Source organism: Phaeovulum sp. W22_SRMD_FR3 (genome assembly GCF_052113705.1).
Classification (GTDB): domain Bacteria; phylum Pseudomonadota; class Alphaproteobacteria; order Rhodobacterales; family Rhodobacteraceae; genus JBGQOG01.
This window is the reverse complement of sequence record NZ_JBGQOG010000038.1, coordinates 1-13,013: the sequence shown is the minus strand read 5'-3', so window position 1 is coordinate 13,013 and position 13,013 is coordinate 1. Positions and strand designations below refer to the sequence as shown.

Annotated in this window: 10 protein-coding genes and 1 pseudogene; 10 read left to right on the top strand and 1 reads right to left on the bottom strand. The window is 61.6% G+C overall.

The features are described 5' to 3' along the window. Window positions 1-29: 29 nt before the first annotated feature. Complete coding sequence (locus tag ACEN2S_RS22755; protein ID WP_441870855.1) at window positions 30-188, bottom strand: hypothetical protein; 159 nt, start codon at window positions 186-188, stop codon at window positions 30-32. A gap of 386 nt (window positions 189-574) precedes the next feature. On the opposite strand from ACEN2S_RS22755, the gene ACEN2S_RS22750 reads away from it, so the two are divergent. From ACEN2S_RS22750 to ACEN2S_RS22705, 10 genes and pseudogenes are all read left to right on the top strand, one after another. Beyond that, complete coding sequence (locus ACEN2S_RS22750; protein WP_441870852.1) at window positions 575-1,747, top strand: PP2C family protein-serine/threonine phosphatase; 1,173 nt, start codon at window positions 575-577, stop codon at window positions 1,745-1,747. Continuing rightward, window positions 1,744-2,088 (top strand): STAS domain-containing protein, encoded by a 345-nt coding sequence (locus ACEN2S_RS22745; RefSeq protein WP_441870849.1) that lies wholly within the window; start codon window positions 1,744-1,746, stop codon window positions 2,086-2,088. Before ACEN2S_RS22750 ends, ACEN2S_RS22745 begins: the two co-directional genes overlap by 4 nt. Then, window positions 2,085-2,504, top strand: a complete 420-nt coding sequence (locus ACEN2S_RS22740) for an ATP-binding protein (RefSeq protein ID WP_441870846.1) — start codon at window positions 2,085-2,087, stop codon at window positions 2,502-2,504. Before ACEN2S_RS22745 ends, ACEN2S_RS22740 begins: the two co-directional genes overlap by 4 nt. Continuing rightward, window positions 2,501-5,653: an ATP-binding protein gene (locus tag ACEN2S_RS22735; protein WP_441870843.1), complete on the top strand. Its 3,153-nt coding sequence runs from the start codon at window positions 2,501-2,503 to the stop codon at window positions 5,651-5,653. Before ACEN2S_RS22740 ends, ACEN2S_RS22735 begins: the two co-directional genes overlap by 4 nt. 287 nt (window positions 5,654-5,940) lie before the next feature. Continuing rightward, a complete protein-coding gene (locus ACEN2S_RS22730) occupies window positions 5,941-7,443 on the top strand; it encodes a DUF3131 domain-containing protein (protein WP_441870840.1) in 1,503 nt (500 codons plus the stop codon). Next, window positions 7,440-8,594 carry an acyltransferase gene (locus ACEN2S_RS22725; protein WP_441870837.1) on the top strand — a complete coding sequence of 385 codons (1,155 nt, stop codon included), beginning with the start codon at window positions 7,440-7,442 and terminating at the stop codon, window positions 8,592-8,594. The genes ACEN2S_RS22730 and ACEN2S_RS22725 overlap by 4 nt, the downstream gene beginning before the upstream one ends. A 3-nt stretch (window positions 8,595-8,597) precedes the next feature. Continuing rightward, window positions 8,598-10,424 carry a glycosyltransferase family 2 protein gene (locus ACEN2S_RS22720; protein ID WP_441870834.1) on the top strand — a complete coding sequence of 609 codons (1,827 nt, stop codon included), beginning with the start codon at window positions 8,598-8,600 and terminating at the stop codon, window positions 10,422-10,424. After that, window positions 10,421-11,743 carry a DUF3131 domain-containing protein gene (locus ACEN2S_RS22715; RefSeq protein ID WP_441870831.1) on the top strand — a complete coding sequence of 441 codons (1,323 nt, stop codon included), beginning with the start codon at window positions 10,421-10,423 and terminating at the stop codon, window positions 11,741-11,743. The genes ACEN2S_RS22720 and ACEN2S_RS22715 overlap by 4 nt, the downstream gene beginning before the upstream one ends. Before the next feature lie 77 nt (window positions 11,744-11,820). Beyond that, complete coding sequence (locus ACEN2S_RS22710; RefSeq protein WP_441870828.1) at window positions 11,821-12,636, top strand: hypothetical protein; 816 nt, start codon at window positions 11,821-11,823, stop codon at window positions 12,634-12,636. Between the two features lie 31 nt (window positions 12,637-12,667). After that, window positions 12,668-12,940: pseudogene (locus ACEN2S_RS22705) on the top strand (transposase); the annotation flags it as partial. Window positions 12,941-13,013 lie beyond the last annotated feature (73 nt).

Genomic DNA, 13,013 nt, shown 5'->3' with positions numbered 1-13,013 from the left:
GGCTGCAAAAAGCGAGCAGACCGACACACCTACATCCGGCGCACCTTGCACGCGCGTTTCCACACAGCCTCGGCCCAAAGCCGCCGCTCGGCCACCGTGTTGCGCGACACATGCAGGTCCCGGACGATGCGCTTCATCGACCAGCCCTGCACATGAAACGCCCCATGCACCCGCGCTATCGTATCCACTCGCTTCAACTCCCCCTCCATCCGCTGCCTCGCAACGGATGGTCAGATCAAACTTGAGGGGGGTCAAAATTGGACGCCGATTACCCCGCCAAGGGGGTCAGATTTGCACGCCGAAACACAGCCGGTTTCGGGCGTGAAGTCGTTTGCAGTGCGTACTTCGACCCGCGATCGGATTCTGAGCCGTCAGCATTTTTGGGGGCGCACTTTTTCGGGGGTTATCAATCACGGTATCTGCCGCAATGTCGGCGATCTCGGTAATTTGTTGTCATATTGACTGCAACCTAAAGATGTTTTGGTATACACAAATTATCCAATTGCGTGTGTTTCCGTGACGGCGCAGGATGCTGGAAGGAATATGATGATCTTGAAGAAATGAGCTTTTTGGGATGCAGATCGTAGTCGCGGATGATGACGCAATTCAGCGTAGCTTTACGTCGGCCGTCTTGGCCCGGCTGGGGCATTCGGCGATCGAAGCTGCAGACGGCGATACCGCACTGCGGTTGGTTATCGAGACAAACGCGCCTATTTTGATTTGCGATCTTAACATGCCCGGCCTTGATGGGCATCAGCTGACCCGACGGGTTCGGGCGCAGTCTTTTGATCACTATGTCCATATCATTATGGTCACCGGGCGCGACCAGAGTGCGGAGCGGGCAGCTGCGCTGGACGCCGGAATAGACGATTTTATGTCTAAACCTCTGGATGCTGCCATGTTGACGGTCAGGATCCGTGCTGCGGCCCGGTTGATCCAGCACGAAGAAGCATTGGCCGAACGCAATCGCATTCTGGAAGTTGCCAAAGAGCGCATCGAGCGAGACCTGCATGACGCGGCGGCCGCTCAACGAAGACTCCTGCCGGATCTGCGGGGGCGGATCCAAGGGTGCAGCTTTGCCTCGGCCTTCGTGCCCTCAACCTATGTCTCGGGCGACATGTTCAGCTGCTTTGAACTCGGGCCGGACATGCTCGGGTTCTACGCCGTCGATGTGGCCGGGCACGGCGTGCATGCGGCGCTGTTGTCTGTCGCGATTGGTCATCTGGTGACGGCAGAATACTTTATGACCCACGCATTCGACCCGGAGGGGCGCGCAGATCCCGCCGCGATGGTGCGGGGCCTGAATACGCGCTTTTTCAGTGACGAGGCCACGGATTATTTCACCATGTTCTGCGGCGTGATCGCGCGGTCCAGCGATCAGCTTGTCTATTGTCAGGCTGGTTATCCCTCGCCCTATGTGATTGCGCCGACAGGCAGCCTGCGTGTGGTGGGCGATGGCGGGTTTCCGGTTGGCTTGCTGCTCGAGGCCGAGTTTGAAACCCGTTTGAGTTCATTCGCCCCCGGCGAGACAATGGTTCTGTGCTCTGACGGCGCCAGTGAAGCTGAAAGTCCCCAGCACCAACCCTTTGGCGAAGAGCGTCTGGGCCAGCTGGTCGCAGATGCTGCGCCCGCCGGTTTGGCGGCGATTCCACAGGCCGTCGTTTCCGCGTTGGCCCGCTGGCGTGAAGGGATCGCGCTGGAAGATGACCTGACCGTACTCGCGCTAGAAAGGAGCCGGTTCTCATGATTAAAGCTGAAACTCACCGAAATGGCCTCTGTGTTGTTTCACCGGGGGTTGAGCGGTTGACCGCCGCTACTGCCGTTGTTTTTAAAGAAGAGGCAGGCCGACTGATCGACGCGGGGCACGACCGGCTGATCATCGATCTGACAGATGTCAGCTTTATTGATTCCTCTGGGATTGCCGCGCTGGTGGGATTGCTGAAAAGGGTCGGCAATCGCGGCGAAATTGTTGTCTGCGGTCTTGCAAGCAGCGTTGCGCAAATGTTTCGCATCACACGGATGGACCGGGTGTTCCCCTCCTATCCCGACAGTGCAGCAGCCCTTGTGGCGGTGGAGGCGCAGGCGTGAGCCGCAGCACTTTCAGGATGGTGGCAGAGATCGACGCGGTCGATCCCCTTGCGCTGGCCCTGAAAGCCGAACTGGCTGACGCTCTGTCACCGGATACGTTGATCCGCCTTGAGATCGCTTTGGTCGAGGCGCTGACCAATATCGTCGTGCATGGGAGCGCGGGGAATTCGGGACTTTTGATTGACGTGCTGGTGGCGGTGGATGCGGCGGCGGTGTTTATTGAAATTATCGACAATGGTCTGCCCGCGCCGCAGGGGATCTACGAGCAGAAACCGTTCCTCGATGAAATCGATGCGATGGCGGAATCTGGCCGTGGCGTGGCTTTGATCCTCAGTTGTGCCGATGCGGTACGCTACCGGTCGGATGCGGGTGGCAATCATCTGGAACTGCGCTTCCTGCGGGAGGGCGCCCCATGAAACTTCAGGAAACGCGCCCGCGTTGGCAGCATCTGGTTGTAATCACCGGCTTTGGCCTGATCGTGACCTGCTTTCTGGCTGCGCTGGTGCTGGCGCCCATGTTGCTGCGCAGCAATCTGGAAACGGCCGATGCATCAGCACTGCGCAGCGAGATGGTGGCCCTGCACCTGAGTGTGGATGAGGCCCAAGCCGCCGCGCAGGCATGGCGGCCGGGCGATGCCGCTCTTGGGGCACGCCTTGAGGAGCGCAGTCAGGTTCTCTTGCATCGGATTGGCGTGGTACTTGCCTATCCCGGCGTGCGCACGGCGCTGCCCGGCAGCGGCAATCAGCTCGACTTGATGCAAAGTCTTCTCAATCGGCGCCTTCAGCGGCTGGATGCTGGGGAAAGCCCGCCTGATCCCGTCGTGTCGCCCATGCCCGGCGCGGCCTCCGCACCGGTGGGGGAGGAGCTTGCACAGGACGGATCGCTGGCGGTGCTGGCCGGTATGTTGGAGGCGGAAGGCATTACCTTCGACCGCTATGTGATTGATGCCTTTCATCAACTGGGTCGGGTTGCATCTTATGACCGCTCGCGTCTCGAAGAGCTTGGCCTTTGGGCACAGCGCTTCGCCGCATTTGTTCTGGTGTTGGGTGTGCTCACACTGGCGACACTCTGGCTGCAACGGCGAGAGATACATGCAACGGGCGTAACTCTGCGCTCGGCGGTCCATGATTTGGCCGAGGCGCATCGGATTGCACATATCGGTACGGTGCGGTGGGATTACCGTACCGATCAGGTCACCTGGTCGAGTGAGCTGGCGCGGATTTTTGGTCTGAAGCCTGGCGGCTGGATGACGGGCGCGGAGTTTCAGGCGCTGTTGCTCCCGGCGGATGTTGAGCGTGTGGTGGCCAGCGAGAAAGATGCTCTGGCCCGCTCGCAAAAAAGCGGCAAGCCGGAGCGACGCGCACTGACCTATCGCGCCTACCGCTCTGACGGGGAGGTAATCGAGCTCGCGGCGCTGTCTGAACTGGTGTCAGATGCCGAGGGTCAGCCCGAGCTGATGGTCTCAACCGTGCGCGATATTACTGAAGAGGGGCGGGCGAAACGGGCCTTGCGCGACAGTGAACGCAGCCTTTCTGCAGCTCAGCGCATTGCCAGCCTCGGCAGTTTCCGCCGCAACATCAAAACCGGGCGGGCGCATTGGTCGAAAGAGATGTTCCGGATGCTGGGCCTCGCCCCCGAGGAAGGGGTTGTGCCGCTGGACCACGTTGTTCATCCGGAAGATTTGCCCGCGCTTGAGGTGATGCTGGCGGGGCTGCGCACGCCGGGTGCGCCCTACAGCCAGCGTCAGGGGGCCATTGACGTCCGGATGCGGCATGCCAAAGGCGGCATCCGCCACATGCGCGGCACGGCTGAAATGGCATTTGACGAATATGGACAGCCTGATCTGCTGACCGGTACTTTGCGCGATGTGACCAGCGAAATGGCGCAGGAAAGCGCCATGCGCGAGGCGCTGGCCGAGGCCGAGCGGGCCAATACCGCCAAGTCCGAATTTTTGGCCATCATGAGCCATGAGTTGCGGACGCCGATGAACGGGGTGCTGGGGATGCTGGGCGCGATGGACGAGACCGCGCTCTCGGCGGAGCAGAAAGAGCAGCTGAAGATTGCCCGCTCCAGCGCCAATGCCCTTCTGGTGATCCTCAATGACATTCTCGACATGTCGAAGATCGAAGCCGGCAAGATGGAACTGGAAATCGCGCCGTTTGAACTGCACCCGCTCGTGCGCAGCGTCATCCATCTTTATGCGCAGCGCGCGCGGGAAAAGGGCATCGTGCTCGACAGCGAAATCGGCCGTGATGTGCCGCCTTGGTTGACGGCGGATTCCGGCCGGATCCGGCAAATTCTGGTCAATCTGGTCAGCAATGCGGTGAAATTTACCGCGACCGGCTCGGTTACCGTCACGGTGGAGAAACTGGCCGATGCGGATGACGGCGCGGTGCTGTTGCGTTTCAGCGTCACCGATACCGGGATCGGGATTCCGCTGGAGACGCAGCCGCAGGTGTTCGGCCGCTTCAACCAGCTGGATGCCTCCTATACCCGGCGCTTCGGTGGCACCGGCCTTGGTCTGTCGATCTGCCGCAGTCTTGCCGAGTTGATGAATGGCAGCATGACGTTTGACAGCAGCCCAGACCGCGGCTCGGTGTTTCGGCTGCAACTGGCCTTGCACGCGGCCGAAGCGGGGGCGGGTGCGCCCGCGGCCGACAGCCAGATCGCCTTGCCGCGGTTGCGCATTCTGGTGGCCGAGGACAACAGCACCAATCAGATCGTCGCCCGCTCGATGCTCGAGCGGCTGGGGCAGAACCCGGATTTTGTGCTGAACGGTCAGGAGGCGATCGAGGCGGTGCTGCGGTTCCGCTATGATCTGATCCTGATGGATATTTCCATGCCGGTGCTGGACGGGCTGGAAGCGACCCGGCAAATCCGGCAATTGCCGGGGCCGCGCGGGCAGGTGCCGGTGCTCGCACTGACCGCCCATGCCGGGGGCGATGAGCGCCGCGCCTGTCTGGAGGCGGGGTTCAATGAAGTGCTGACCAAGCCGCTGTTGCTGCCCTTGTTGCAGGCGGCGCTCAGCCGTTGGCAGGGGGATGCCGCTGCGCGCGGGGCGCCGGTCCAAAAGGCAACAGCGATGGCCGAAAGCGGTTATGCGGTGGCATCGGGTTTGCCAGTGGCAGCGCGGGTTGCGGACGTGGTTGCTGCCCCTCCGACCCCCTCGGGATCTTTTGCTGAAAGCGCCGCGATCCGGGACAGACTGGCCGAACTGCGGCTCTATTTGGGGGTGGAAACCTTGCCGGGCCTGTTGCGGGCGGGGATTTCCGACCTCGAACGTCATCGCGCGGTGATCGCGGCGTTCCAGGAGAGCGGTACGGGCGACCGCGAGGTGCTGGAGCGCTCGTTCCATTCGCTGGTTGGCGTCGCCAATACGTTGGGCTGTGGCCTCTTCGCGGAGGAGGCACGGCAGCTGGAGACAGATGCGGCAACCCTGCCACCTGACCGCGCTGATATCGCGGCGTTGATTGGGCAGATCACCCTCCTGAGCCGCGATCTCAGCCATCACCTGTCGGACATTGAAGAGAGCTTGAGGGCAAAAAGCCCCGAGGAGTGCACATGAGACCCGTCAGCCTGCTGATCCTTGCCACCCTCGCGAGCGGCGCTCTTGCCGCAGGTGCGGTGCCTCTCCGAGCGCAGAGCAGCGCAGCGCCCTCTGAAGGGGCCGCCTCTTCTGATGAGGTGCTGACGCCTGACAGTGGGACGCCGCCCGATATGGCGACGCCACCGCCATCGCTACCGCCACTGGCAGCGGTGCCCGGAGCGGCTGACAGTCTGCTACCCAAGGCACCATCGGCTAATGGCTCTGTGGCAGCCCCGGCGGAATCGCCAACCCGACCTGCATCCGCGGTGACCACGGGGCAGGGGTTTGGCCGCCACGGGCCACTGACGCCGCGGGAACATGCGATGGCCGAGGCGGCCTGGGCCTATTTCGTCGAGCGGTATCAACCCGACACCGGGCTGGTGAATGCGGTGGGCGCCTATCCCTCGACCACCCTGTGGGACACGGCCTCGTACATCAGTGCGCTGGTCTCGGCCTATGAGTTGGGGATCATCGATAAACGCACCTTTGACAGCCGCATCTATCTGCTGATCCGCACCTTGCGGCACCTCGACCTCTTCCGGGGGGAGGCACCGAACAAGGTCTACAACACCAAGACTGCGGAAAAGGTGAACTATGCCAACCAGCCCGGCGAAGTCGGCTTTTCGGTGCTCGACATCGGGCGGTTGCTCGTCTGGCTGGACATCGTCAAGGAGCGCTATCCCTATCTGGCCGCCGGTATCGACAATGTCCCGCTGCGCTGGAATTTCTGCAACCTTGTGCAGGAGGACGGGCGTCTCTTTGGCTCCATCGTCACCGGGAAAGGCGAAACGCGCTATGTGCAGGAGGGGCGGCTTGGCTATGAGGAATATGCCGCCAAAGGCTTTGCGCTCTGGGGCTTTGATGTCAGCAAAGCGATGGCCCCTCAGCCGCTGGCCTATACCGACATCTATGGCGTCAAAGTGCCCTATGACGGCCGCGATCCGCGGGTGTTCCAGAACCAGAACTATGTGCTGACCGAGGGCTATCTGCTCGACGGGCTGGAGATGGGCTGGAACCTGCCTCAGGATGCGGTCAGCACTCCCGGGGTGGCCGGACAGGGCTGGCGGGCGGAATTTGCCAACCGCATCTATCTGGTGCAGCAGCGCCGCTTTGAACAGACCGGCATTCTGACCGCGCGCTCCGAGCATCAGGTCGAGGGTAAACCCTATTTCGTTTATGACTCGATCTTCGCCGATGGCTACGCCTGGAACACGATGGACCCGAGCGGTACCTACCAGCCCGACCGCGCTGCCGTTGCGGCAAAGGCGGCAATCGGCATGTGGGCGCTGTGGGACACGCCCTATACCGATCTGCTGTTCGACTCGGTGGCCGATCTGTCGACACCGGAGAGCGGCTTTTATGAGGGCGTCTACGAGAACGGCGACGGCTATATCCCGCTGCAGACCGCCAATAACAACGGCATCATCCTCGCGGCGCTGCTCTACAAGGTGCAGGGGCCGATCCTGCAGCGCCGCAACCAGAACACCCAGTTCTGGGATGTGGCCTATGCCGAGACCGACATCCGCAAAAACCGCTGCCTGCCGACGCCGATGGTGCAGGAAGTCAGCTGCTGCGCCTGTGCCGATCTGCCGCCGCCTGTCCCGGCGCTTCCGGCTGAGGATTTTATCCTGTGCCGTCCAATCAGCCGTGCCGATGGCACGGAATTTGCGGCAACTGACTGCAAACCCGAGGCGCAGCATTTTCCGCGTCCGCAACCGGTTCAGCTATTGCCGCAAAGCTGCCGTCAACCCGGGAGTCTGACCCCATGACCGCTTCTGCAAAACCGAGACTTGTCTGGTTTGACGCCAACCGCGTTTGCGCGGCGATGGGGGTGGTGCTGATCCATTCCACCACCGATTTCTCCGGCGGGGTATTTCCCAAAGCCGAGCCGATGGAGCGGCTGGTGCCGGTGGCCCTGCGCTCGATTGCGGAGTTCTCCGGCTCTGAGATGTTCTTTTTCTTCTCGCTGTTCCTGATGGCGATGCGGGTGGACCGGCGGATGCCTGCGTACAAACCCGCGATTGCCGAGCAGGCGCGGCGGCTTTTGGTGCCGTTTGCGGTCTGGACTGTTTTCTACGCCTTCTTCCGTTTGATGAAGGCGGATGCTTTTCACTATCTCCCCTATGTCCTTGAGCAGCTCGGTGACTGGAAAGTCTGGCTGGGCTATTTCCTCTTGGGTAAGTCGCAGTATCATATGCATTTTCTGCCCACGCTCTTTGCGCTTTTCATGTTCTACCCGGTCATGCGGCTGGCAATGCGCTATCCGATCCTCGGGCTCGCCTTGTTTGCGACGCTGGGCGCGATGAACCATGTGCAGACCTATATCTGGTCGCTGCAACTGGACCCGGACCTGCGCGATTACCTGCTGCGCGTGACCAAAATTCTGGGCTATGTCGGCTATGGTCTCGCTGCCTTTGCACTCTATGGCCTCTGGCGCGACGGCATCCCGCGCGGAGAGTCAAAACTGATCCGGCGCGGGGCGTTTTATTTCGCGGCAATGGCCTATGCCGCCACGCTGCCGTTTTATGGATATGCGCTGTTCAACGGCCAATGGGGGGTGCGGCAGGGCTGGGATTTCTACGGGCATTTCCTGATGCCGTTGTTCATGTTCGCGCTGTTCATGGGCGGGCAGTACCGCGACTGGTCCCCGGTCTGGAGCAAACTCGCGCGCTACACCTTTGGTGTCTATCTCGTGCATCCGATGGTCATCGACATCTATGATGTCGCGGTCAGCAAGGCAGGGCTGGTGCCGTTGTTGGAGCCCTGGATGATCGTGCTGTCGCGCTTTGTGCTGGTGCTGCCGCTCTCGCTTTTGGTGGCGATGGGGCTGTCTCGGATCCGGCTGTTTGCCTGGACCATCGGTCTGGGCCCGTCGCCCTGGGAATGGGGCAGGGGCCGCCGGACCGCGGCGCAGGAGTAGCGGATGGATACCTACTTTCTGGCCTTTGAACACCGCCAGCCGCCAGAGCCTTTGCCCTATTCGCCCTGGCGCGAGGCACTGTGGCAGTTTCTGGCGACGGTGACGCTGGTGATCGGCGGCTGGTACATCCTGTGGCGCTGGACGCATTCGCTCAACCCCGAGGCGATGTGGCTTGCCGTGCCCTTGGCGCTTGCGGAAACCTTGGCCTATCTCGGGCTGATCCTGTTTGTGATCAACCTCTGGCAGGATCAGCCGCTGCCGCAGCTGAGCGCGCCCGCCACCAATGACGAGGTGATGCCGGATACGCCGGTGCCGGGTCAGCCGATCACGGTCGATGTGCTTTTTGCCACCTATAACGAAGACCCCGAACTGGTGCGGCTGGGTATTCTGGACGCCAAGGCGATCCGCTATCCGCATCCGATCGACATCCGCATCCATATTCTGGATGACGGCCGCCGCCCGGAGATGCGCGCGGTCTGTGAGGCGGAGGCGGTCAACTACATCACCCGCGCCACCAATGAGGGGTATAAGGCGGGCAATCTGCGCAACGCGATGGAGCAGACATCGGGTGATTTTCTGGTGATCTGCGATGCGGACACCCGGCCTTTCCCCACCATTCTTGAGCGGACATTGGGGCATTTCCGCGATCCACAGATGGCTTGGGTGCAGACACCGCAATGGTTCTACGATCTGCCCGAGGGTGAACGGCTGACCAAACGCTTGCGGCGTCGGCTGGGACGGGCGGGCGAGATCCTCGGGCGCGGCATTGAGGGGGTCTTTGGCGAAATCCGGCTGGGCCATGACCCGTTCGTCAATGATGCACAGATGTTTTACGATGTGATCCTGCGCCGCCGAAACTGGGCGAATGCGGCGTTTTGCTGCGGTGCGGGCTCGATCCACCGGCGCGAGGCGGTGATGGAGGCAGCCCTGCGCAGCTTTGGCACCAATGTCGAAAGCCGTGTACTGGCCGCCGAGGAAGAAATTACTCTGGCCAGCCGCGAGCGCAGCGTGGCGCCCGCGCTGATGGGCGCCATCCGCACCGAGGCGGTGGTGTCTGAGGTGCTGACCCCTTACCGTTTTCACGTCTCCGAGGACATCTACACCTCCATCGTGCTGCATTCAGACCGCGAGCGGGGCTGGAAATCGGTGCAGCACCCGACCTATGAGAGCAAAATGCTCTCGCCGCAGGACCTGCTCAGCTGGACGATCCAGCGCTATAAATACGCGGGCGGCAGCCTCGATATTTTGTTCAACGACAACCCGTTGTTCCGCAAGGGGCTGACCCTGCCGCAGCGGCTTATGTATGGCTCGACCTTCTGGTCCTATCTCGGCTCGATCTGGAACCTCGTGTTCCTGCTGGCGCCCATCCTGTACCTTTTCACCGGTCTGTCGCCGGTTGCGGCCTACACACCGGCATTTTTCCTGCATGTGATCCCGTTTCTTATCACGCTGGAACTGGCGATGATGGTGGGGACATGGGGGATCGCGGGCTATGCCAGCAAGGCCAGCTATCTGGCCTTCTTTCCCCTCGGTCTGCGCGCGATCTGGACGGTGCTGCGGGGGCGCAAAATCTCGTTTCCGGTGACCCCGAAGGACCGCCAGTCCGGCCGTTTCCTGCACATCGTGCGGCCGCAACTGGCGATTGTCGCCGCCACCGTGCTGGGCGCCCTCTGGGCGGTTGCCGCCCTGCGGCTGGGCGGCACGTCGCACACGGTAACCGGCGTTGTCACCAACATGCTCTGGGGACTGAACAATTGCTTCGCGATGTGGGGCATCATCGCGGCTGCCCTGTGGCAACCGCCCGCCGCAGAAGGAGAGGAGTCGTTATGAGTTTTCAGAAAAATCTTGCCCGCGCGCGGGGTCATGTCATTTTTATCGTGGGGTTGCTGGCCGGATTGGCGCTTGTCCTCTCGCTTGAAGGTGTGGGCACATCGGCGCTGGCGGGGCGGCATGAAGATGCCAATCAGGCTTTTGCCGACGTGGTGCCACTGCCGCTGGCGATTACCGGCGAGCTGGACCCGGAGCATCTCGCTTATGCCCGCATCGCCTGGCGTTATTTTCAAAACAACACCGATCCTAAGACCGGCTTGGCAGGCTCGGCGGATAAATATCCTTCTACCACCATGTGGGAAACCGGGTCCTATATCGTGGCCACGGTTGCGGCCGGGCAACTGGGCCTGATCGAACCCGCCGAGGCGCAGACCCGGATTCACATGGTTCTTGAAAGCCTGTCAAAAATGGTCCTGTTCGAGGGTAGCTTGCCGAATAAGGCCTATGATATCCGTAGCTTGCAGATGGTGGATTACACCAACAAACCTACGACGGTGGGCCTTGGCTGGTCCGCACTCGACATTGGGCGTCTTCTGGTCACCTTTGCGATTGTGCAGCGAAATTATCCCGTGCTTTCGCCAGAGATCGAGGTTCTGCTGAAGAAATGGGACCTTGACCGGGTGGTGCGCGATGGCCAGCTGAACGGCGCCAGCGTCGTGGACGGTTTGCTCCGTGAGAACCAGGAAGGGCGCTTTGGATATGAGCAATATGCGGCAAAAGGGATGATGCTCTTTGGCTATGATGCCACCCGCGCGGTTGATGCCCGCGACAACCTGATGGTCAAAGAGGTCGAGGGGGTGCCGATCCCGGTTGATACCCGCCTGAACCGCAACAAAACCCCAGCCCTAACCACCAGCGAGCCCTATCTTTTTGACGGGTTGGAATTTGGTTTCGACGCGCGGGCGCATCTCTTTGCGACCGCTGTTTACCGCGCGCAGGAGATGCGCTTTCGCAAGACGGGTATCCTGACCGCAGTCAGCGAAGGCCATATCACCGAGCCGCCGTATTTCGCCTATGCATCCGTCTGGGGCGGCGGTGCTCCCTGGTCGGTGATGACCTTCCAAGGCGAGCGGATCGACAGCCGGCGCACGCTGAGCACCAAAGCGGCCTTTGGCTGGGATGCATTGTTTGCCACCGAATATACCTCTGAGTTGCTTGCCGCCATCGTTCCCTTGGCCAATGCCGAGCGCGGCTGGCCAGAGGGTCTCTATGAGTCCTCGACCAAGGTGAACGGCGCTTACACGGCCAACACCAACGCCGTCGTGTTGGCAGCAGTGGCGTTTCGGGTACACGGACCGCTGATCCGGGTCGGCAAATGACCAGGGTCATATGCGCAGTCGGGTGGGCGGCAATTCTACTGGCGCCGCTCGGGGCCGCGGCACAGGCCGAACCTTGCGTGACCGGGAGTTTCGAGGTGCCGCTGCCGGGCGCAACCGGCGTACAAGTGCGTCATGCCGATGTGCCGACTGCCCGCTTTCCCGGGCTTTGGCAGCAGGGCGTGATTGATGGCCTGCAGTATTGGCTCTACGCCGATCTCAGCGCTACGCTGGCACCGGGAAATTCCGCTGATGACTGGCGGATCGAGTTGACCTGTGACGCCACCACCGAGACATGCGACCGGGTGATCAGCGGCGCCACCCCCGATACGGCTCGGCTCACGGCAGACATGTTAGAGCGCTGTCTCGCGGGGCTGCCGCTTGTCGTTGAAGAGGTGCAGGCCCGCGCGCCCGCTGCTGTGCCCGTGTCGGAAGCGGATGCTGCTGCGCGGGGTGACGAAGTACCCGAGGAAACACCCGCTGCGACCAGTTCCACGCTTAATCCCATTGCCGATGCGACGCCCGCCACGGGTGATCCCTCGATAGGCAATGCCACAACGGCAAGCCCTTCAGAAGCATCGGCGGTGCAAGCTACAGACCAATTACAAGCGGCGCCCGCGGCATCCGGTTGGCCGCCGGAGGCAAGTCGCAACGCGCAGCTGGGTCCCGCTATCATGCCTCCGGCGCCTTGCGGGCGTGCGGGGCTGCCTGTGGCGCCGACGGTGTTGACCCTTCAACGACTGCTGCTGGTGGCAGGTCAAAATCCGGGGCCACTTGATGGTTTCATGGGGCCCAGAACCCGCCGTGCGCTTGCCGCGGTGCTGGGGCGGTCGGCGGCCCGGCTGGATGCCGAAGACGCGCTTCAGGCGTTGGAGCAGCACCTTTGCCGCAACTGATCTGCCGATTTTGTCGTGGCGTGGCGATCTGATGCCGATGGCGTTCACTTTGGCGACAGAGGAAGCAGACAGGAGCCATTGCGCGCATATCCCTGCTGATCATTTTCTGCGGGTGATTGATCGCTTTCCGGATCCTGTTGGCCTGCACAAAGAGATACGCAGCTCCCACAGTTAACTTTGGCGGCCCTCGATTGATCCCGAAGTCATAATCCAAATGTTGGTTGTCGGCTATGTCATGGGGACGCGGTCTGAACGTCGCCTGCGCCAGAAAGTGCACCTCAACCTCACCTATCACTCGTTCTGTCTGAGCTGCTGCCGGTTTCGTGGACACGAAGATAAGATCGTGACCAAGGAACTGGAGTGTGGATATGACGAGA